Consider the following 20653-nt stretch of genomic DNA (forward strand, 5'->3'; position numbering starts at 1 on the left):
TTGTCGTGCTCCTGCCCTAACGACCGAGGAGATGTGCGTGATCAAGGCAGTGAGCGTCGCCGGAACGGTGGCCGCGGCCGCCCTGTTGCTGACGGCCTGCGGCAGCGACAGCGACGACGGCAAGAAGGACACCTCCAAGGACACCCCGTCGGCCTCACAGTCCAGCGCTCCGGCGGAGGGGGGCGCGGGTGCCGAGCTGACCGGCGCCTATGTCGCCAAGAGCGGCAACGAGACGTTGATGCTGTCCATCAGCGGCGAGAAGGCGGCACTGGCCGCGGGCAAGCACAAGTGCCTCGGTGAGTACACCGACACCGGCGAGAAGACGCTGATGCTCAAGTGCCGCGACGGCAACACCGACCGCACCATGGGCAAGGTGGCTCCGAGCTCCGACGGCAAGACGCTCACCGTCGACTGGGACGCGCTCTCGGAGAACGACACCTTCACCAAGGTGGCCTCCCCGAAGGACCTCCCGAGCGGGATTCCCACGTCGAGGCCCTCCGGTCTGCCGACCGGTATGCCCGACCTCCCCACCAACTGAGGCGGACACCTCCGAGCAGCACCACGCGGCCCCGCGGCCCGCGTCCGCGAGCCCCCGGCAATGGCCGGGGGCTCGCCGCGTGCGGGCAACGGGAGCCCCGGGCTCATTCCGCCAGTCGGCTCAGCTCCTCCATCGCGTTCCGCTCGATCCGGGCGAGGTCGCGGAGGGCCGTACCGGCCTGCTCGAGGTGGGTGACCGCACCGGACTCGCCCGCCTTCGCGATCAGTTCGGCCACCTCCGTCCACAGCGCGGCGGCCTCGGCGTACAGGGTGTGGCCGGTGTGCAGGTGGCGGCCGCCGACCAGCTCTGCGCACTCCCCGAGGAAGTCGCGGTAGAGGTTGCGGAACAGGGCTCCGCCGGTGCCCGCCTCCTCCATGAGCCGGGCGGCCCGCGTCAGATCCCGGTGCGGATCGTCGGTGCGGTCCAGCCACTTCGGCACCTGCTCGGCCGCCTTCGCGATGCCCCGGTGGCCCAGGTTCGCGATCGGCGGGTCGAGGAACGCCGTGGCGCACGCCGTGATCGCGGGAACGATCCGCTCCCGCGGTGCGGGGAGGTCCTTCGGCACGGTGAGGGTGAAGGAACGGTGCCTGGCGGTCATCGGGCCGCGTTCGGCCCTGGCCCTGGCCAGGCTCGCCAGACCGGTGGACACCGCTCCGCCCTGGTGTTCGGTGTCCACCAGGTAGGCGTTCTCCTCGTCATAGCCGTACATGGCCACGACATGGGCACCGAAGTGCACCTTGGTGGTGAAGTAGTCCAGGTGGTAGCTGTCGAGCTGCAACCCGACCGGCCGCCCGGCGTCGAGGGGAGCTACCACCTGCTCCCAGCCCTTGCGCGCGGACGTGGTCTCGTGGACCAGCAGTTCCAGCCCGAGTCCGGCGGCCAGGTTCCTGGTCAGTTCGAAGGGCTTCACGCGGCCGCCGAGGAACGGGAAGCCCATGGCCTTGCTGTCCCAGTAGAGGAACGACAGTCCTGAGCCGAGGCCGAACAGCATCGGCTCGGACCAGGTGACGCCCTCGTGCCGCAGCAGCACCCCCAGCGCCGTCGTCTCGCAGTGCCGCATACCGCGGGTGTCGATGTCCCGCACCATGGTCATGCCGCGTCCTCCTCGACGGGGATGATCAGCCGGGTCAGCAGCTCCTCCTGGGGAGCCTCTCCCGGCCCCACGAGATACGCCTCGCGCACCGGCGCCTTGGGACGCAAGGCCCGCTCGTGGATGGCGGCGAACAGCGCGTTGTAGGCGAGGGGCAGTTGGGCGTAGGGGCCCGTGTGCAGCGTCTCGGCCACCGGTCCGCCGGGCAGCACCACACGGACCAGGCCGGGCAGCTCCGTTCCTGCCGGTACCCGGGCTCCTACGGCGATCTCCGCGCGGTCCTCCAGCTCCACGGGGTACAGCCCCCACAGCGGTGGCTCCCAGCCGACGCCCGCGCCGTTCAGCGCCGCCAGCAGCAGATTCACCCGCTCCCCTGCCTTCTCCCCGATCTCGGCGGGGGCACAGACCGTCCGGGTCACGGCCAGTTCCAGCGGGGGTACACCGCCCATGGTCACCTCGTAGCCGGGCAGACCGCCCTCGGCCAGCCGCTCCAGCATGTCCATCCGGGTCCGGTCCCGGCGGATCCGCTCGGCCAGCCGCTCCCGCTCGGCGCGCAGGATGCGCGCCCTGGCCGGGGGCGGGGCGGTCAGGATCTCGGCGATCACGGTCAGCGGGAGGTCCATCTCGCGCAGCAGGCCGATGGTCAGGGCATCGCGTGCCTGGTCGGGGGCGTAGTAGCGGTAGCCCGTGCCGACGTCGACATGGACGGCGGCCAGCAGCCCCAGTTCGTCGTAGTGCCGCAGCTGTTTGACGCTCAGCCGGCACAGCCGGGCGAATCGCCCGATGGTGAGGAGGTCGTTGCGCACAGCACCAGGGTGGACCCTCCCACGAGGGGAGAGTCCACCCCTCGGGCGGACGGATCCGCTACCGCACGAACACCCCGGCCTGGCTCGCCAGATCGAGGAAGTACTGCGGGGCGACACCGAGCACCAGCGTGACCGCCACGCCGATCGCGATCGCCGACGAGGTCAGCGCGCTCGGCACGGCGACCGACGGGCCGTCCGTACGCGGTTCGCTGAAGAACATCAGCACGATCACCCGGATGTAGAAGAACGCGGCGATCGCCGACGAGATCACACCGACGACCACCAGCGCGCCCGCGCCGCCGTCGGCTGCCGCCTTGAAGACCGCGAACTTCCCGGCGAAGCCGCTGGTCAGCGGGATACCGGCGAAGGCCAGCAGATAGACCGCGAAGACGGCGGCCACCAGCGGTGAACGGCGGCCGAGCCCGGCCCACTTGGACAGGTGGGTGGCCTCCCCACCCGCGTCCCGCACCAGGGTGACCACCGCGAAGGCGCCCAGGGTCACGAAGGAGTACGCGGCGAGGTAGAAGAGGACCGAGGAGATGCCCTCGGGCGTGGTGGCGATGACACCGGCGAGGATGAAGCCCGCGTGTGCGATGGAGGAGTACGCCAGCAGCCGCTTCACATCGGTCTGGGTGACCGCGACGATGGCGCCGCCCAGCATGGTGACGATCGCGACGCCCCACATCACCGGGCGCCAGTCCCAGCGCAGGCCGGGCAGGACGACATAGAGCAGCCGCAGCAGGGCGCCGAACGCGGCGACCTTGGTGGCCGCCGCCATGAAGCCGGTGACCGGGGTCGGGGCGCCCTGGTAGACATCCGGGGTCCACATGTGGAACGGCACGGCGCCGATCTTGAACAGCAGCCCCATCAGCACCATCGCACCGCCGATGAGCAGCAGTGCGTCATTGCCCATGGTCCCGGCGAGCGCCGGGGTGACGTTCCGGACCTGGCCGTCGACCACATCCGCGATCCCGGCATAGCCGACGGTGCCCGCGTAGCCGTAGAGCAGGGCGATGCCGAACAGCAGGAACGCCGAGGAGAAGGCGCCGAGCAGGAAGTACTTGACGGCGGACTCCTGGGAGAGCATGCGGTGGCGCCGGGCGAGCGCGCACAGCACATACAGCGGCAGCGAGAAGACCTCCAGCGCCACGAACAGCGTCAGCAGGTCGTTGGCGGACGGGAAGACCAGCATGCCGCCGACCGCGAACAGCACCAGCGGAAAGACCTCGGTGGTGGTGAACCCGGCCTTCACGGCGGCCTTTTCGGCCTCACCGCCGGGGACGGCCGCCGCCTGCGCGGCGAAGGAGTCGACCCGGTTGCCGTGCACCACCGGATCGAGCCGTCGCTCGGCGAAGGTGAACACCGCGACCAGCGCCACCAGCAGGATGGTGCCCTGGAGGAAGAGCGACGGGCCGTCGATCGCGATGGCACCCATGGCCGCGACATGGGCCTTGCCGGTGCCGTAGTCCCCGGCGGCCAGCCCGACCACCGCGGCGAACGCGGCGGCCAGGGCGACGACGGAGAGGAACAGCTGCGCGGCGTAGCGCCGGCGGCGCGGCAGGAAGGCCTCGATCAGGACGCCGACGATCGCCGCGCCGAGCACGATCAGCGTCGGTGACAGCTGGCCGTACTCGATATGCGGCGCGGGGATCTTGTCGGGCGCCGCCGCCGCTGTTGTCCACAGGCTGTGGACAGGGGCCGCGTGAGTCACTTGGCACCTCCGGAAGCACCGTCGTGCATCGGGCTGTAGCTGAACCAGCCCGCGTCAACGGGGTGGTCGGGCTTGGGGTTCTTCTCGTCCACCACCGAGAGCGTGTGGTCGACCGCCGGATTGACGATGTCGGCCAGCGGCTTCGGATAGACACCGAGGAAGATCAGCAGCGCGATGAGCGGGGCGACGACGATCAGCTCGCGCGCCTTCAGATCCGGCATGCTCCGCACCTCGGCCTTCACCGGGCCGGTCATGGTGCGCTGGTACAGCACCAGGACGTAGAGCGCCGCGAGCACTATTCCGACGGTCGCGATGACACCGAGCGCCGGATAGCGGCTGAACGTGCCGACCAGGACCAGGAATTCGCTGATGAACGGGGCGAGACCGGGCAGCGACAGAGTGGCCAGACCACCGATCAGGAAGGTGCCCGCGAGAATCGGGGCGACCTTCTGCACCCCGCCGTAGTCGGCGATGAGCCGCGAACCGCGGCGGGTGATCAGGAACCCGGCCACCAGCATCAGCGCGGCGGTCGAGATCCCGTGGTTGACCATGTAGAGGGTGGCTCCGCTCTGGCCCTGGGTGGTCATGGCGAAGATGCCGAGGATGATGAAGCCGAAGTGGGAGATCGAGGCATAGGCGATCAGCCGCTTGATGTCCCGCTGGCCGACCGCGAGCAGCGCGCCGTAGATGATGCTGATCAGCGCGAGCACCAGGATCACCGGGGTGGCCCACTTGCTGGCCTCGGGGAAGAGCTGGAGGCAGAAGCGGAGCATCGCGAAGGTGCCGACCTTGTCGACGACCGCGGTGATCAGCACGGCGACCGGGGAGGTGGACTCCCCCATCGCGTTCGGCAGCCAGGTGTGCAGTGGCCACAGCGGCGCCTTCACCGCGAAGGCGAAGAAGAAGCCGAGGAACAGCAGCCGTTCGGTGCTGGTCGCGAAGGAGAGGTCACCTGCGGCCCGCGCGTGGACGATCTGCTGGAGCGAGAAGGTGCCGGTGCCGAGGTCATCGGCGGTGACCGCGTACAGACCGACCACCGCGGCGAGCATGATCAGGCCACCGGCCAGGTTGTAGAGCAGGAACTTGACCGCGGCGTACGAGCGCTGGGTGGCCGTCTCCTCCTCGGACCGCTCTCCGGCCCGGTCCCCGAAGCCGCCGATGAGGAAGTACATCGGGATGAGCATGGCCTCGAAGAAGATGTAGAAGAGGAAGACATCGGTGGCCTCGAAGGAGATCACCACCATCGCCTCGACCATCAGGACCAGCGCGAAGAAGCCCTGGGTGGGCCGCCAGCGGCGGTTGGGCCGCTCCTCTTCCAGCGGGTCGGCGTCATGCCAGCCCGCCAGGATGATGAAGGGGATCAGCACCGTGGTGAGGGCGATCAGCGCCACCGCGATCCCGTCGACGCCCAGTTCGTAGCGGACCCCGAAGTCCTTGATCCAGGCGTGGGATTCGGTGAGCTGGAAGCGGCTGCCGCCGGGGTCGAAGCGGACCAGCACCACCGCCGCGAGGGCGAGTGTGGCGAGTGAGAAGGCCAGCGCCACCCACTTGGCGGCGGCGCGCTTGGCGGCGGGCACGGCGGCGGTGGCGACCGCGCCGAGCGCGGGCACCGCGGCCGTGACCGTCAGCAGGGGAAAGGACATGACTCAGACCGCCCTCATCAGCAGGGTCGCGGCGATGAGCACCGCCGTACCGCCGAACATCGAGACCGCGTACGTACGGGCGTAGCCGTTCTGGAGCTTGCGCAGCCGGCCGGAGAGCCCCCCGACGGAGGCCGCGGTGCCGTTGACCACTCCGTCGACCAGCTTGTGGTCCACGTAGACCAGACCGCGGGTGAGGTACTGGCCGGGCTGGACGAGGACGACGTGGTTGAAGTCGTCCTGGAGCAGATCGCGGCGGGCGGCCCGGGTGAGCAGGCTGCCGCGCGGGGCGGTGCGGGGCACCGGCTGCCGCCCGTACTGGGCCCAGGCGAGCGCGACACCGATCACCAGCACGACCATGGTGCCGCCGGTGACGGCGGCGGCACTGAGGGGTGAGTTGCCGTGGCTGTGGCCGGTGACCGGCTCCAGCCACTTCACGAACGCGTCGTTCAGGCTGAACAGCCCGCCCGCGAGCACCGATCCGAAGGCCAGGACGATCATGGGGAAGGTCATCGACCCCGGCGACTCGTGCGGATGCGGTTCGTTGCCGTTCTCGTCCGGGACCCAGCGCTTCTCGCCGAAGAAGGTCATCAGCATCACGCGGGTCATGTAGTACGCGGTGATGGCCGCGCCCAGCAGGGCCGCCCCGCCGAGGATCCAGCCCTCGGTGCCGCCCTTGGCGAAGGCGGCCTCGATGATCTTGTCCTTGGACCAGAAGCCGGAGAGCCCGGGGAAGCCGATGATGGCCAGATAGCCGAGGCCGAAGGTGACGAAGGTGATCGGCATGTACCTGCGCAGGCCGCCGTACTTGCGCATGTCGACCTCGTCGTTCATGGAGTGCATGACCGATCCGGCGCCGAGGAAGAGCCCGGCCTTGAAGAAGCCGTGGGTCACCAGGTGCATGATGGCGAAGACATAGCCGATCGGACCGAGCCCGGCCGCCAGGATCATGTAGCCGATCTGCGACATGGTGGATCCGGCGAGGGCCTTCTTGATGTCGTCCTTCGCGCAACCGACGATCGCACCGAAGAGGAGCGTGACCGCGCCGACCGTGACCACCGCGGTCTGGGCGTCCGGCGCCGCGTTGAAGATCGCGCCGGAGCGGGTGATCAGGTAAACGCCCGCGGTCACCATGGTGGCCGCGTGGATCAGGGCCGAGACCGGGGTCGGGCCCTCCATCGCGTCCCCGAGCCAGGACTGGAGCGGCACCTGCGCCGACTTGCCGCAGGCGGCGAGCAGCAGCATCAGCCCGATGGCGGTGAGCTTGCCCTCGCCCGCGCGGTCCGCCTCGGCCAGCACCGGTGCGAAGGCGAACGACCCGAAGGTCGTGAACATCAGCATGATCGCGATGGACAAGCCGACATCGCCCACGCGGTTGACGATGAACGCCTTCTTCGCCGCCGTGGCCGCGCTGGGCTTGTGCTGCCAGAAGCCGATCAGCAGGTACGAGGCGAGGCCCACGCCCTCCCAGCCGACGTACAGCAGCAGGTAGTTGTCGGCGAGGACCAGCAGCAGCATCGCCGCGAGGAAGAGATTGAGATAGCCGAAGAAGCGGCGGCGGCGCTCGTCGTGCGCCATATAGCCGATCGAGTAGATGTGGATCAGTGTGCCTACACCGGTGATCAGCAGGACGAAGGTCATCGACAGCTGGTCGAGCTGGAAGGCGACGTCCGCGCGGAAGCCGCCCACCGGGATCCAGGTGAACACCGTGCTGTGCAGGGCGCGGTCGTGCTCGCCGCGGCCGAGCATGTCGGCGAAGAGCACCGCGCCGATCGCGAAGGAGGCCGCCGCGAGCACCGTGCCGATGTAGTGGCCCTTGCCGTCCAGCCGCCGCCCTCCGCACAGCAACAGGGCCGCTCCGAACAGCGGCACCGCGACAAGCAATCCGATGAGGTTCTCCACTTGAACGCGACCCCTTCTAGAGCTTCATCAGGCTGGCGTCGTCGACCGAGGCCGAATGGCGGGAGCGGAAGACGGTCACGATGATCGCGAGGCCGACCACGACCTCCGCCGCGGCGACGACCATCGTGAAGAAGGCGATGATCTGGCCGTCGAGATTGCCGTGCAGCCGGGAGAAAGCGACAAACGCGAGGTTGCATGCGTTCAGCATCAACTCGACGCACATGAAGAGGATGATCGCGTTCCGCCTGATCAGCACCCCGGCCGCACCGATGGTGAACAACAGGGCGGCCAGGTACAGGTAGTAGACCGGACTCACTTGGCGACTCCCTTGTGGTGCTCGGGGTCCTCGGACCGCTCGTCGACGCCCTTGCCGTCCGCGTTCGCGCCGTTCCGCTTCGCGTCGTTCCCGTTCGCGCCGCTTCCGCCTCCGCCGTTGACCGCGTCGTTCGCCGGTGTGCCGTTCGCCGGTGTGCCGTTCGCGCCCTTGCCGTTCGCGCCCTTGGGCTTGCGGCCCAGCCAGCGCTCGGAGCGCTGCTCCAGGGCCGCCAGCTCTGCCAGCGCCTCACCGGAGACGTCGCGGATCTGACCGCGGCCGCGCAGGGTGGCGTTGACCGTGAGCTCGGAGGTGGTGCCGTCGGGCAGCAGCCCAGGGATGTCCACCGCGTTGTGCCGGGCGTAGACACCGGGAGCGGGCAGCGGCGGGACGTTCCGCCCGGTGCGCACCCGCGCCTCGGACTGCTCGCGCTGGCTGCGCGCCCGCTCGATGCGCTCGCGGTGGGTCAGCACCATCGCGCCGACCGCCGCGGTGATCAGCAGCGCACCGGTGATTTCGAAGGCGAAGACGTACTTGGTGAAGACCAGCGCCGCCAACCCCTCGACATTGCCGCCGGAGTTGGCCTGTCCCAGGCCGTTCCACGTGGTGAGCGAGGCATTGCCGATTCCGGCGCACAGCAGGATGCCGAAGCCCAGCCCGCACAGGGCGGCGAGCCAGCGCTGCCCCTTCAGGGTCTCCTTCAGCGAATCCGCGGCGGTGACACCGACCAGCATCACCACGAAGAGGAAGAGCATCATGATCGCGCCGGTGTAGACCACGATCTGGACGACGCCCAGGAAGTACGCGCCGTTGGCGAGGTAGAAGACCGCCAGGACGATCATGGTCCCGGCCAGGCACAGCGCGCTGTGCACGGCCTTGCGCATCAGGATCGTGCCCAGCGCGCCGATCACGGCGACGGTGCCGAGCACCCAGAACTGGACGGCCTCACCGGTGGAGGTGGTGGTGGCCGCCGCGGCCAGCGCGCCGCTCATGCCTGGCCCCCCTTCTCCGCGCGCTCACCGCTGCTCTCCGCGACCTCGGCCTCGGCCTCGGCCTCCGGGGGTGTCTCGCCCTTGCTGACCGCGACCTGACGCCGGGTGCCGGGCGCGGCCTCGGTGACCAGCCCCCGGTAGTAGTCCTGTTCGTCCATCCCGGGGTAGATCGCGTGCGGGCTGTCGACCATGCCCTCCTCGAGCCCGGCGAGCAGCTCCTCCTTGGTGTAGATGAGCGACTCGCGGGTGCGGTCGGCGAGTTCGTAGTCATTGGTCATGGTCAGCGCCCGGGTGGGGCACGCCTCGACGCACAGACCGCACAGGATGCAGCGCAGATAGTTGATCTGGTAGACGCGGCCGTAGCGCTCCCCCGGGGAGTAGCGCTCCTCGTCGGTGTTGTCCGCGCCCTCGACATAGATCGCGTCCGCCGGGCAGGCCCAGGCGCACAGCTCGCAGCCGATGCACTTCTCCAGCCCGTCCGGATGGCGGTTGAGCTGGTGGCGTCCGTGGAAGCGAGGCGCGGTGGGCTTCTTCACCTCGGGGTACTGCTCGGTGAGCCGCTTCTTGAACATGGCCTTGAAGGTCACGCCGAAGCCGGCCACCGGATTCTGGAAGTCAGACACCGTCGGCCTCCTTTCCGTCACTGACAGTGTCGGGGCCGCCACTGACAATCAACTCGCGCTGCTGGCGGGACCGTCGGCGGGGTACGGGTGGCAGGGACTGTCCGGGCAGCGGTGGCACCGGGAAGCCGCCCGCCATCGGGTCGAAGGCGGGCTCGGGGGCCTCCTCGGCCGCGGCCGCCGCCCTGGCCGCCCCGCGGTCGCGGAAGACGTCCACGACGAAGGACAACAGCAGCAGCGTGATCACCGCGCCGCCGACGTAGAGCACGATGTCCTGGTAGTCGTAGTTCTCGTTGCGCAGCGCCCGCACGGTGGCGACCAGCATCAGCCAGACCATCGAGATCGGGATGAGCACCTTCCAGCCCAGCTTCATGAACTGGTCGTAGCGCACGCGCGGCAGCGTGCCGCGCACCCAGATGAAGACGAACAGCGAGGTCACGACCTTGCCGAGGAACCACAGCAGGGGCCACCAGCCGTGGTTGGCGCCCGCCCAGAAGGTGCTGATCGGCCAGGGCGCCCGCCAGCCGCCGAGGAAGAGGGTGACCGCGACCATCGAGACGGTGACCATGTTGATGTACTCGGCGAGCATGAACAGCGCGAACTTGATCGAGGAGTACTCAGTGTTGAAGCCGCCGACGAGGTCGCCCTCGGACTCCGGCATGTCGAACGGCGCCCGGTTGGTCTCACCGATCATCGAGACGATGTAGATGAGGAACGAGACCGGGAGCAGCACCGCGTACCAGCGGTCCTGCTGCGAGGCGACGATCTGCGAGGTCGACATCGATCCGGAGTAGAGGAACACCGCCGCGAACGACAGCCCCATCGCGATCTCGTAGCTGATCATCTGGGCACACGAGCGCAATCCGCCGAGCAGCGGATAGGTCGAACCGGAGGACCAGCCCGCCAGCACGATGCCGTAGATGCCGACCGACGCGGTGGCCAGGATGTAGAGGACGGCGATCGGCAGATCGGTCAGCTGCATCGTGGTGCGGTGGCCGAAGACCGAGATCTCGTTCCCGGCCGGGCCGAACGGGATCACCGCGACCGCCATGAAGGCGGGGATGGCCGCGACGATCGGCGCCAGGACATAGACCATCTTGTCCGCGCCCTTGACGGTCACGTCCTCCTTGAGCATGAGCTTCACGCCGTCCGCGAGGGACTGCAACATGCCCCAGGGGCCGTGCCGGTTGGGCCCGATGCGCAGCTGCATCCAGCCGACGACCTTGCGCTCCATGACGATGGAGATCAGCACGGTCAGCATCAGGAAGGCGAAGCAGAAGACAACCTTGATCAGGATCAGCCACCACGGGTCGCGGCCGAACATCGACAGGTCCTCAGCGGCGAAGCTCATGCGGTCACCTCCGGCTCGGTCGCGGGCGCGGCGATCTGGACCACATCACCGGGACGCGCCCCCAGATCGCGGTGGATTCCGCCGCCGGTGGAGGCCATCGGCAGCCAGACGACCCGTTCGGGCATATCGGTGACGGTCAGCGTCAGTTGGACGGATCCGGCCGGGCCGGTGATCCGCAGGACCTGGCCGTCCGTCACCCCCGCCTCCTCGGCCGTCGCCGCCGAGAGCCGGGCCACGGCGGCATGACGGGTGCCCGCCAGCGCCGGGTCGCCCTCCTGGAGCCGCCCGTGGTCCAGCAGCAGCCGGTGACCGGCGAGGACGGCCTCGCCCTCGGCGGGCCGCGGCAGCGGGCCCCCGGTCTCCAGCGGAACGGCGGCGTGCGGCCCCTGCCAGGTGCCCAGCCGGGACAGCTCGGCGCGGGCCGCGTCCACATCCGGCAGCCCCAGCGGGGTGTCGAGCGCATCGGCCAGCATGTGCAGCACCCGGGTGTCCGGGAGGGAGGGGCGGCGGGTCATCTGGTCGGGTTTGAGCGCCGCCTCGAACGGCCTGGCCCGCCCCTCCCAGGTGAGGAAGGTGCCCTGCTTCTCCGGTGCCGCCGCGACCGGCAGCACCACATCCGCCCGCTCGGTGACCTCCGAAGGCCGCTGCTCCAGGCTGACGGTGAAGCCGACCGCGTCCAGGGCCGCCAACGCACCGGTTGGATCGGGCAGATCGGCCACCTCGACCCCGGCGACCAGCAGCGCGCCGAGCCCTCCGGCCGCCGCGGCCTCGATGATCTGGCCGGTGTCCCGGCCCTCCTGGTGCGGCAGATCGGCCATGCCCCACACCGCCGCGGTCTCCTCGCGGGCGCGCGGGTCGGTGGCCGGACGGCCGCCGGGCAGCAGCCCGGGAAGCGCCCCGGCCTCGATGGCGCCCCGCTCCCCCGCCCGCCGCGGGATCCACGCGAGCGTGGCCCCGGTGGCGGCGGCGGCCCGTACCGCGGCGGTCAGCGCGCCCGCCACGGACGCCAGCCGCTCGCCCACCAGGATCACCGCGCCCTCGGCGCGCAGCGCGTCGGCCGCGCTCTCCCCGGTCTCGTCCAGCCCGGTACGTCCCGCGATGGCGTCCAGCCACTCGGTCTCGGTGCCGGGAGCGGCGGGCAGCAGGGTGCCGCCCGCCTTCTCCAGGCCCCGGGTGACGTAGGTGGCGAGCGAGAAGGTGCGCTGGCCGTGCTTGCGGTGGGCCTTGCGCAGCCGCAGGAAGACCCCGGGCGCCTCCTCCTCCGCCTCGAAACCGGCCAGCAGCACCGCCGGGGCCTTCTCCAGCGTGGTGTAGGTGAGCCCGGTGCCGTCCAGGTCACGGCCGCGGCCCGCGATATGGGCGGCCAGGAAGTCGGCCTCCTCCCGGCTGTGCACCCGGGCGCGGAAGTCGATGTCGTTGGTCTCCAGGGCCAGCCGCGCGAACTTCGCGTAGGCGTAGGCGTCCTCGACCGTCAGCCGGCCGCCGGTCAGCACCCCGGTCCGGCCGCGCGCCGCGGCCAGCCCGGCCGCCGCCGCCTCCAGCGCCTCCGGCCAGCTCGCCGCCTCCAGCTCCCCGGACTCCTTGTTGCGCACCAGCGGGGTGGTGAGCCGGTCCGACGCTTGCGCGTAGCGGAAGCCGAAGCGGCCCTTGTCGCAGATCCACTCCTCGTTGACCTCGGGGTCGTCCGCCGCGAGGCGCCGCATGACCTTGCCGCGCCGGTGGTCGGTGCGGGTCGCGCAGCCGCCCGCGCAGTGCTCGCACACGCTCGGCGAGGAGACCAGGTCGAAGGGGCGGGAGCGGAAGCGGTACGCCGCCGAAGTGAGCGCTCCCACCGGGCAGATCTGGATGGTGTTGCCGGAGAAGTACGACTCGAAGGGGTCGCCCTCACCGGTGCCCACCTGCTGGAGCGCGCCCCGCTCCAGCAACTCGATCATCGGGTCGCCCGCGATCTGGTTGGAGAAGCGGGTGCAGCGCGCGCACAGCACACAGCGCTCGCGGTCCAGCAGCACCTGGGTGGAGATCGGCACGGGCTTGGCGAACGTCCGCTTCCTGCCCTCGAAGCGGCTGTCGGCCGAGCCGGTGGACATCGCCTGGTTCTGGAGCGGGCACTCACCACCCTTGTCGCAGACCGGGCAGTCCAGCGGGTGGTTGATCAGCAGCAGCTCCATCACCCCGCGCTGCGCCTTCTCGGCGACCGGCGAGGTGAGCTGGGTCTTCACGACCATGCCGTCGGTGCAGGTGATGGTGCACGAGGCCATCGGCTTGCGCTGGCCCTCGACCTCGACGATGCACTGGCGGCAGGCACCGGCCGGGTCCAGCAGCGGATGGTCGCAGAACCGCGGGATCTCGATGCCGAGCAGCTCGGCGGCACGGATGACCAGGGTCCCCTTGGGGACGGAGATCTCGATTCCGTCGATGGTGACGGAGACCAGATCTTCTCGCGGCACCGCCGCCTCCCCGCCTCCCGAGGGTGCGTTGGTGGTCACGGTCATGCGTTCACCCCCAGGTGAGTGGAGCGCGGCCCATCGGCCCAGACGGTGGACCTGGCCGGGTCGAAGGGACAGCCGCCGCCGGTGATGTGCCGCTCGTACTCCTCGCGGAAGTACTTCAGGGAGGAGAAGATCGGGCTGGCCGCGCCGTCGCCCAGCGCGCAGAAGGACTTGCCGTTGATGTTGTCGGCGATGTCCGCCAGCTTGTCGAGGTCGTCCATGCGCCCCTTACCGGCCTCCAGATCGCGCAGCAGCTGAACCAGCCAGTACGTGCCCTCGCGGCAGGGTGTGCACTTGCCGCAGGACTCATGGGCGTAGAACTCGGTCCAGCGGGTGACGGCCCGCACCACACAGGTGGTCTCGTCGAAGCACTGGAGCGCCTTGGTGCCCAGCATCGACCCGGCCGCGCCCACGCCCTCGTAGTCCAGCGGGACATCGAGGTGCTCCTCGGTGAGCAGCGGGGTGGAGGAGCCGCCCGGGGTCCAGAACTTCAGCCGGTGGCCGGGGCGCATCCCGCCGCTCATGTCGAGCAGTTGGCGCAGGGTGATGCCGAGCGGGCCCTCGTACTGGCCGGGGTTGGCCACATGGCCGGACAGCGAGTAGAGCGTGAAGCCCGGGGACTTCTCGCTGCCCATCGAACGGAACCATTCCTTGCCCTTGTTGAGGATCGCGGGAACCGAGGCGATGGATTCGACGTTGTTCACCACAGTGGGGCACGCGTACAGGCCCGCGACCGCCGGGAAGGGAGGCCGCAGCCGGGGCTGACCGCGACGCCCCTCCAGCGAGTCCAGCAGTGCGGTCTCCTCGCCGCAGATGTACGCACCGGCGCCCGCGTGCACCGTGATGTCGAGACCGGGAAGTCCGGCCACCCCCAGCTTCTGGCTGCGTCGTTCGGCCGTGCCGAGGTAGCCCGCCTCGTACGCCTCGCGCACCGCCTCGTGCAGCCGCCGCAGTACGGGGACGACCTCACCGCGCAGATAGATGAAGGCGTGCTCGGAGCGGATGGCGTGGCAGGCGATGACCATGCCCTCGATGAGGGAGTGCGGATTGGCGTAGAGAAGGGGGATGTCCTTGCAGGTGCCGGGCTCCGACTCGTCCGCGTTGACCACGAGGTAGTGCGGTTTGCCGTCGCCCTGCGGAATGAACTGCCACTTCATTCCGGTGGGGAAGCCCGCGCCGCCACGGCCGCGCAGACCCGCGTCCTTCACCAGCGCGATCACATCGTCGGGGTCCATGGTGAGGGCCTTGCGCATGCCGTCGTAGCCCTCGTACCGCAGATAGGTGCGCAGGGTCCATGACTTGGGCTGGTCCCAGAACGCGGAGAGCACCGGTGCCAGCAGCTTCTCGGGGCTGTGCTCGTTGATCTCGGTCGTCACGGTCATCACTCCCCCTCCTCGGTGACCGGACCGGACGGGTGGTGCGGATCGGAGGCGGAGGTCCGCTGCGGTGCGTCGTGCGAGTTGGGATGCGCCGCCGGCGGCTCGTCCGACGGGGCGCCCGAGGACCTCGGGGAGACGACCCGGCCCGGCGCCCCCTCGCCCTTGGCCAGCCGCAGCCCGACCAGCGAGGCGGGCCCGGCGGAGCCACCGGCCTCGACGGCGCCCGGCCGGGGGTCGGGGAATCCGGCGAGGATCCGCGCGGTCTCCTGGTAGGTGCACAGCGGGGCGCCACGGGTGGGCTCGACGGTGCGGCCCGCCCGGAGATCGTCGACCAGCCGCTTGGCGGACTCCACCGTCTGGTTGTCGAAGAACTCCCAGTTGACCATCACCACGGGGGCGAAGTCGCAGGCCGCATTGCACTCGATGTGCTCCAGCGTGACCTTGCCGTCCTCGGTGGTCTCCCCGTTGCCGACCTCCAGATGGCGCTGGAGCTCCTCGAAGATCGCGTCGCCGCCCAGCACCGCGCACAGGGTGTTGGTGCACACCCCGACCTGGTAGTCGCCGGAGGGCTTGCGTCGGTACATGGTGTAGAAGGTGGCGACCGCGGTGACCTCGGCGGTGGTGAGGTCCAGCATCTCGGCGCAGAACCGCACCCCGGTGCGGGTGACATGGCCCTCCTCGGACTGCACCAGGTGCAGCAGCGGCAGCAGCGCGCTGCGGCTGTCCGGGTAGCGAGCGATCACCTCCCGGGCGTCCGCCTCGAGCCGGGCACGCACCTCGGCCGGGTAGTCGGGGGCGGGAAGCTGCGGCATCCCCAGCTGTACATCACTCACTGTGCTCCACCGTTCCCTTCTCCGCCCGCGCGGCGCAGAGGTGCGGCCATCGTCGTCGTCTGCGGCCCGGAAGCCGCGCGTGCGTCGGTCACCTGTCGACGCCTCCCATCACGGGGTCGATGGACGCGACGGCGACGATCACGTCGGCGACCTGGCCGCCTTCGCACATCGCCGCCACGGCTTGCAGATTGGTGAACGACGGATCCCGGAAGTGGACGCGATACGGGCGGGTGCCGCCGTCGCTGACCATGTGCGCGCCCAGTTCGCCCTTGGGCGACTCGACCGCGATGTACGCCTGTCCGGGCGGGACCCGGAACCCCTCGGTCACCAGCTTGAAGTGGTGGATCAGGGCCTCCATCGAGGTGCCCATGATGTTCTTGATGTGGTCGAGGGAGTTGCCGAGGCCGTCCGGGCCGAGGGCCAGCTGCGCGGGCCAGGCGATCTTCTTGTCCGCGACCATCACCGGGCCGGGCTCCAGGCGCTCCAGGCACTGCTCCACGATCCGCAGCGACTGGCGCATCTCCTCCAGCCGGATCAGGAAGCGGCCGTACGCGTCGCAGGTGTCGGCGGTCGGCACCTCGAAGTCGTAGTTCTCGTACCCGCAGTACGGATTCGACTTGCGCAGATCGTGCGGCAGTCCGGTGGCACGCAGTATCGGGCCGGTCACGCCGAGGGCCATACAGCCCGCCAGGTCGAGATAGCCGACGTTCTGGAGCCGTGCCTTGAAGATGGGGTTCCCGGTCGCGAGCTTGTCGTACTCGGGCAGGTTCTTGCGCATCTGGACGAGGAAGGCGCGGATCTGGTCGACCGCTCCCGGCGGCAGATCCTGGGCCAGCCCACCGGGCCGGATGTAGGCGTGGTTCATCCGCAGCCCGGTGATCAGCTCGAAGATGTCGAGGATCATCTCGCGGTCACGGAAGCCGTAGATCATCACGGTGGTCGCGCCCAGCTCCATACCGCCGGTGGCGATGGCCACCAGATGCGAGGAGAGCCGGTTGAGCTCCATCAGCAGCACCCGGATGACCGTCGCCCGGTCCGGGATCTGGTCCTCGATACCGAGCATCTTCTCGACGCCCAGGCAGTACGCCGCCTCGTTGTAGAAGGGCGTCAGATAATCCATGCGGGTCACGAAGGTGGTGCCCTGCGTCCAGTTCCGGAATTCGAGGTTCTTCTCAATTCCGGTATGCAGATAACCGATTCCGCAGCGGGCCTCGGTGACCGTCTCGCCGTCGATCTCCAGGATCAGCCGGAGCACCCCATGGGTGGAAGGGTGCTGCGGACCCATGTTGACGATGATCCGCTCGTCGTCGGCCTTCGCCGCGGCGGCCACGACCTCGTCCCAGTCGCCGCCGGTGACGGTGTAGACGGTGCCCTCGGTCGTCTCGCGCGCGGAGGCGGAGGGGGTTGCGTGGGTGGCAGACATCAGCTGTACGACCTCCGCTGGTCCGGAGCCGGGATCTGGGCGCCCTTGTACTCGACGGGGATGCCGCCGAGGGGGTAGTCCTTGCGCTGCGGGAAGCCCTGCCAGTCGTCGGGCATCATGATCCGCGTCAGCGCGGGGTGTCCGTCGAAGACCAGGCCGAAGAAGTCGTAGGTCTCGCGCTCGTGCCAGTCGTTGGTCGGGTACACATCGACGATCGACGGGATGTGCGGATCGCCGTCGGGAGCGCTCACCTCCAGCCGGATCATCCGGTTGTGGGTGATCGACCGCAGGTGGTACACGGCGTGCAGCTCACGGCCCTTGTCCCCGGGGAAGTGGACCCCGCTGACCCCGGTGCACAGCTCGAAGCGGAGCGCCGGGTCGTCGCGCAGGGTCCGGGCGACCCGCGGCAGATGCTCACGCGCGATGTGGAAGGTCAGCTCGTCGCGGTCCACGACGGTCTTCTCGATCGCGTTCTCCGGGAGCAGCGACTGCTCCTCGAGGGCGCCCTCGAGCTCGTCGGCGACCTCGTCGAACCAGCCCCCGTACGGGCGGGTGGCCTGACCGGGCAGCCGCACCGGGCGCACCAGGCCGCCGTAGCCGGTGGTGTCGCCGCCATTGTTGGCACCGAACATGCCGCGCTGGACGCGGATGGCCTCGCCGTGGTCACCACGCCTGCCGGGGAGGTTCTCGGCGTTGAGGTCCTGATCGGGATTGACCCCGTTGACCTCGTGTGCGTCGTCGCTCACAGCAGCCCTCCGTTCGCTTCTCCGCCCACGAGGCGCAGAGGTGCGGGCTTCGTCGTCGACCGCGGCCAAGCGGCCTCGCGTGCGTCGCTCACCTCAGCAGCCCTCCGTTCGCTTCTCCGCCCACGAGGCGCAGAGGTGCGGGCTTCGTCGTCGACCGCGGCCAAGCGGCCTCGCGTGCGTCGCCCGCCACCGCCCTCAAGCGGCTGCGCTGCGCGCAGGCATTCACGCGTGCGTCGCTCACCTCAGCAGCCCCTTCATCTCGATCGTCGGGAGTGCCTTCAGCGCCGCTTCCTCCGCCTCCTGGGCCGCGCGCTCGCGGTTCACGCCGAGCTTCTCCTCGCGGATCTTCTGGTGCAGTTTGAGGATCGCGTCCAGGAGCATCTCGGGGCGCGGCGGACAGCCGGGCAGATAGATGTCGACCGGAACGATGTGATCGACGCCCTGCACGATCGCGTAGTTGTTGAACATGCCTCCCGACGAGGCACAGACGCCCATGGAGATGACCCACTTGGGGTTCGGCATCTGGTCGTAGACCTGGCGCAGCACCGGGGCCATCTTCTGGCTGACCCGACCGGCGACGATCATGAGGTCGGCCTGCCGGGGCGAGCCCCGGAAGACCTCCATGCCGAAGCGGGCGAGGTCATAGCGGCCGGCGCCGGTGGTCATCATCTCGATGGCACAGCAGGCCAGGCCGAAGGTGGCCGGGAACACGGAGGACTTGCGGGCCAGTCCGGCGGCCTGCTCGACGGTGGTGAGCAGGAAGCCGCTGGGGAGCTTCTCTTCGATACCCATGCGCTGTTTCCCCTATCTCCTCTTGAGCCCCTTAGTCCCACTCCAGTCCGCCGCGGCGCCATACGTAGGCGTAGGCGACGAAGACGGTGAGCACGAAGAGGAGCATCTCCACGAGCCCGAACAGCCCCAGGGCGTCGAAGGTGACGGCCCAGGGGTAGAGGAAGACGATCTCGATGTCGAAGACGATGAAGAGCATCGCCGTCAGGTAGTACTTGATGGGGAAGCGCCCACCGCCGGCCGGATGCGGAGTCGGCTCGATGCCGCATTCATAGGCTTCGAGCTTGGCCCGGTTGTAGCGCTTGGGGCCGATGATCGCGGCCATGAACACCGAGAAGATCGCAAAACCTGCCCCGAGGGCTCCCAGTACGAGGATGGGCGCGTATGCGTTCACCGTCCTCGCTCCCTTCAGTCGACGATGACTGTCTGGCGGACCGCACGGACGTGTGCTGTCACCTCACGAAGATCGTGCTCATGTGAGGCAGTTCACAAGCCCGTTTCGCCTGCATCCTATGCCCGTCGGTCTGTGATCTGCGACACGGGGTACGACAACGTCTTTGTGATCTCCACCACCTGACGAAGGATCATGAAGTCAGATGAGCGGTGATCTTGTACGCGAAGCTTCCGAACGGTCACGAGAAGTGACATTCGGAGGCGTCATCACTGGTGGGGACGTTGCTCCCTTACCAAGACATGGTACATACATGCAAATTTGCGATGGACATCGTCAGCTGATACTTATCCGCCACCCTCCTGGGTGACCCGGTCTCCGGACCGCCGTGCGCACCACCCTCAGGTCTCACCCGGGCTTCACTCACCCCCCTCCCCCACCCTCGTGATCACCGGTTCGCGATTCGATTCACGAGCGGTGCGCGGTCGCTTCACATATGAGCCTCGATCGCTTCACATGTGAGCCCGGTTGTTTCACCGAGCGGGCCCCGGGGAGTGAGGTATCCCACGCCGCAATGGGTTGTGGAGCGCCAATTCACGGGAACCTTTGATATGCGGACCGCATCGGTGGTAGGCCGTCCGCGACTTCCGCACGGCCGCCAAATGCCATGCGTAGAGACATGATCGAGACATTCGGACATCGCGGCGAGCCCTGCGATGGGGATCGAATGGGTCAAATTTCAGGCATGCACACGCCAAATGTGGCGCACGTCACGTTTGTTGATCTGGGCCTTTCGGCCCTGATAGCCAGTGACCTATGTCCCCAGTCGCACACATACCCAGCCACCGGAAGCCCCGCCGTGCCGCGTCCAAGGGCACACTCCGCGCAGGGGTGACCGGTGGCTTCCTCACCATCGCGGTAGCCGGTGCCGCCGTGCCCGCTTCCGCCAGCGAGTCGTCGGCCGCCGAGTCGACGATCGAGATGCCCACCGTCAGCGCCACGCTGGCGAACACGGCAGCCCAGACCGCCGACGCCACGCAGCAGGCCGCGTCCGAGTACCAGCTCCAGGCGCAGCAGGACCAGGCCGCCGCCCACGCGAAGGCCGCGGCCAAGAAGGCCAAGGCGGAGGCCGACCGCAAGGCGAAGGAAGCCAAGGAGGCGGCGCGCAAGGCCGCCGCCAAGCGTGCGGCCGAGGCCAAGGCCAAGGCTGAGCGGGCGTCCCGCTCCGCGGAGCGCAGCACCCTCTCGACCACGAGCGCCACCAACGCCACCGGCAACGCCGCCACCATCATCAGCTTCCTGAAGGCGCAGCTGGGCAAGGCGTATGTGCTCGGCACCAGCGGCCCGTCGTCCTACGACTGCTCCGGTCTGACCCAGGCCGCGTTCAAGCAGGTCGGCATCGACCTGCCGCGGGTCTCCCAGGACCAGTCCACCGTCGGCACCCAGGTCTCGCTGGACAACCTCCAGCCGGGCGACATCCTCTACTGGGGCAGCTCCGGCAGCGCCTACCACGTCGGTGTCTACATCGGCGGCGGCAAGTTCATCGGCGCCCAGAACCCGAGCACCGGCATCGTCGAGCGTTCGCTGGACTACGACCCGCCCACCGGTGCCGTGCGCGTTCTCTGATCCCACCCGCACAC

Annotated in this window: 18 protein-coding genes; 2 read left to right on the plus strand and 16 right to left on the minus strand. The window is 69.2% G+C overall.

Going from position 1 to position 20653, the window contains the following annotated elements; genetic code table 11:
- The first annotated feature begins 31 nt into the window (after positions 1–31).
- Positions 32–538 carry a hypothetical protein gene (locus AC4BEG_RS14455; RefSeq protein ID WP_490706283.1) on the plus strand — a complete coding sequence of 169 codons (507 nt, stop codon included), beginning with the start codon at positions 32–34 and terminating at the stop codon, positions 536–538.
- 103 nt (positions 539–641) lie between these two features.
- Here the strand turns inward: AC4BEG_RS14455 and AC4BEG_RS14460 are convergent, their stop codons facing one another.
- The 16 genes from AC4BEG_RS14460 to AC4BEG_RS14535 all read right to left on the minus strand — a co-directional run bounded on the left by AC4BEG_RS14460 (position 642) and on the right by AC4BEG_RS14535 (position 19016).
- Entirely contained in the window at positions 642–1631 is a 990-nt protein-coding gene (locus AC4BEG_RS14460) for a BtrH N-terminal domain-containing protein (RefSeq protein WP_490706284.1), read from the minus strand.
- Entirely contained in the window at positions 1628–2434 is an 807-nt protein-coding gene (locus tag AC4BEG_RS14465) for a MerR family transcriptional regulator (protein WP_490706285.1), read from the minus strand. The genes AC4BEG_RS14460 and AC4BEG_RS14465 overlap by 4 nt, the downstream gene beginning before the upstream one ends.
- 58 nt (positions 2435–2492) lie before the next feature.
- Entirely contained in the window at positions 2493–4145 is a 1653-nt protein-coding gene (gene nuoN, locus AC4BEG_RS14470) for an NADH-quinone oxidoreductase subunit NuoN (protein ID WP_490706286.1), read from the minus strand.
- A complete protein-coding gene (locus AC4BEG_RS14475; protein ID WP_490706287.1) occupies positions 4142–5788 on the minus strand; it encodes an NADH-quinone oxidoreductase subunit M in 1647 nt (548 codons plus the stop codon). The genes nuoN and AC4BEG_RS14475 overlap by 4 nt, the downstream gene beginning before the upstream one ends.
- A gap of 3 nt (positions 5789–5791) precedes the next feature.
- A complete protein-coding gene (gene nuoL / locus AC4BEG_RS14480; RefSeq protein WP_490706288.1) occupies positions 5792–7687 on the minus strand; it encodes an NADH-quinone oxidoreductase subunit L in 1896 nt (631 codons plus the stop codon).
- A gap of 16 nt (positions 7688–7703) precedes the next feature.
- Complete coding sequence (nuoK, locus tag AC4BEG_RS14485) at positions 7704–8003, minus strand: NADH-quinone oxidoreductase subunit NuoK (protein WP_201882999.1); 300 nt, start codon at positions 8001–8003, stop codon at positions 7704–7706.
- Complete coding sequence (locus tag AC4BEG_RS14490; RefSeq protein WP_490706289.1) at positions 8000–8992, minus strand: NADH-quinone oxidoreductase subunit J; 993 nt, start codon at positions 8990–8992, stop codon at positions 8000–8002. The genes nuoK and AC4BEG_RS14490 overlap by 4 nt, the downstream gene beginning before the upstream one ends.
- Positions 8989–9615, minus strand: coding sequence for an NADH-quinone oxidoreductase subunit NuoI (nuoI, locus tag AC4BEG_RS14495; protein ID WP_490706290.1), 627 nt, complete (start codon positions 9613–9615; stop codon positions 8989–8991). The genes AC4BEG_RS14490 and nuoI overlap by 4 nt, the downstream gene beginning before the upstream one ends.
- A complete protein-coding gene (gene nuoH, locus AC4BEG_RS14500) occupies positions 9608–10963 on the minus strand; it encodes an NADH-quinone oxidoreductase subunit NuoH (RefSeq protein ID WP_490706291.1) in 1356 nt (451 codons plus the stop codon). The genes nuoI and nuoH overlap by 8 nt, the downstream gene beginning before the upstream one ends.
- The gene (locus AC4BEG_RS14505; RefSeq protein ID WP_490706292.1) at positions 10960–13455 is read right to left on the minus strand and encodes an NADH-quinone oxidoreductase subunit G; all 2496 of its coding nucleotides are present in this window, start codon (positions 13453–13455) and stop codon (positions 10960–10962) included. The genes nuoH and AC4BEG_RS14505 overlap by 4 nt, the downstream gene beginning before the upstream one ends.
- A complete protein-coding gene (nuoF, locus tag AC4BEG_RS14510; protein ID WP_490706293.1) occupies positions 13452–14834 on the minus strand; it encodes an NADH-quinone oxidoreductase subunit NuoF in 1383 nt (460 codons plus the stop codon). Before nuoF ends, AC4BEG_RS14505 begins: the two co-directional genes overlap by 4 nt.
- The gene (gene nuoE, locus AC4BEG_RS14515; protein WP_490706294.1) at positions 14834–15664 is read right to left on the minus strand and encodes an NADH-quinone oxidoreductase subunit NuoE; all 831 of its coding nucleotides are present in this window, start codon (positions 15662–15664) and stop codon (positions 14834–14836) included. Before nuoE ends, nuoF begins: the two co-directional genes overlap by 1 nt.
- Positions 15665–15752: 88 nt before the next feature.
- The gene (locus AC4BEG_RS14520) at positions 15753–17087 is read right to left on the minus strand and encodes an NADH-quinone oxidoreductase subunit D (RefSeq protein ID WP_490706295.1); all 1335 of its coding nucleotides are present in this window, start codon (positions 17085–17087) and stop codon (positions 15753–15755) included.
- On the minus strand, positions 17087–17833 hold the full coding sequence (locus AC4BEG_RS14525) for an NADH-quinone oxidoreductase subunit C (RefSeq protein ID WP_490706296.1): 747 nt from the start codon (positions 17831–17833) through the stop codon (positions 17087–17089). The genes AC4BEG_RS14520 and AC4BEG_RS14525 overlap by 1 nt, the downstream gene beginning before the upstream one ends.
- A 237-nt stretch (positions 17834–18070) precedes the next feature.
- Positions 18071–18625, minus strand: coding sequence for a NuoB/complex I 20 kDa subunit family protein (locus AC4BEG_RS14530; protein WP_490706297.1), 555 nt, complete (start codon positions 18623–18625; stop codon positions 18071–18073).
- A gap of 31 nt (positions 18626–18656) precedes the next feature.
- Positions 18657–19016 (minus strand): NADH-quinone oxidoreductase subunit A, encoded by a 360-nt coding sequence (locus tag AC4BEG_RS14535; protein WP_020869381.1) that lies wholly within the window; start codon positions 19014–19016, stop codon positions 18657–18659.
- A gap of 813 nt (positions 19017–19829) precedes the next feature.
- Here AC4BEG_RS14535 and AC4BEG_RS14540 point away from each other — a divergent pair.
- Positions 19830–20639 carry a C40 family peptidase gene (locus AC4BEG_RS14540; RefSeq protein ID WP_490706298.1) on the plus strand — a complete coding sequence of 270 codons (810 nt, stop codon included), beginning with the start codon at positions 19830–19832 and terminating at the stop codon, positions 20637–20639.
- The last annotated feature ends 14 nt before the right edge of the window (positions 20640–20653 follow it).

Source organism: Streptomyces sp. JLBJ103, assembly GCF_058215575.1.

Excerpts from the sequence above, each read along its gene's own strand:
- AC4BEG_RS14455 (WP_490706283.1), top strand. The coding sequence starts at position 32 with ATGTGCGTGATCAAGGCAGTGAGCGTCGCCGGAACGGTGGCCGCGGCC.
- AC4BEG_RS14460 (WP_490706284.1), bottom strand. The coding sequence starts at position 1,631 with ATGACCATGGTGCGGGACATCGACACCCGCGGTATGCGGCACTGCGAG.
- AC4BEG_RS14475 (WP_490706287.1), bottom strand. The coding sequence starts at position 5,788 with ATGTCCTTTCCCCTGCTGACGGTCACGGCCGCGGTGCCCGCGCTCGGC.
- AC4BEG_RS14490 (WP_490706289.1), bottom strand. The coding sequence starts at position 8,992 with ATGAGCGGCGCGCTGGCCGCGGCGGCCACCACCACCTCCACCGGTGAG.
- nuoH (WP_490706291.1), bottom strand. The coding sequence starts at position 10,963 with ATGAGCTTCGCCGCTGAGGACCTGTCGATGTTCGGCCGCGACCCGTGG.
- AC4BEG_RS14505 (WP_490706292.1), bottom strand. The coding sequence starts at position 13,455 with ATGACCGTGACCACCAACGCACCCTCGGGAGGCGGGGAGGCGGCGGTG.
- nuoF (WP_490706293.1), bottom strand. The coding sequence starts at position 14,834 with ATGACCGTGACGACCGAGATCAACGAGCACAGCCCCGAGAAGCTGCTG.
- AC4BEG_RS14520 (WP_490706295.1), bottom strand. The coding sequence starts at position 17,087 with ATGTCTGCCACCCACGCAACCCCCTCCGCCTCCGCGCGCGAGACGACC.
- AC4BEG_RS14530 (WP_490706297.1), bottom strand. The coding sequence starts at position 18,625 with ATGGGTATCGAAGAGAAGCTCCCCAGCGGCTTCCTGCTCACCACCGTC.
- AC4BEG_RS14540 (WP_490706298.1), top strand. The coding sequence starts at position 19,830 with ATGTCCCCAGTCGCACACATACCCAGCCACCGGAAGCCCCGCCGTGCC.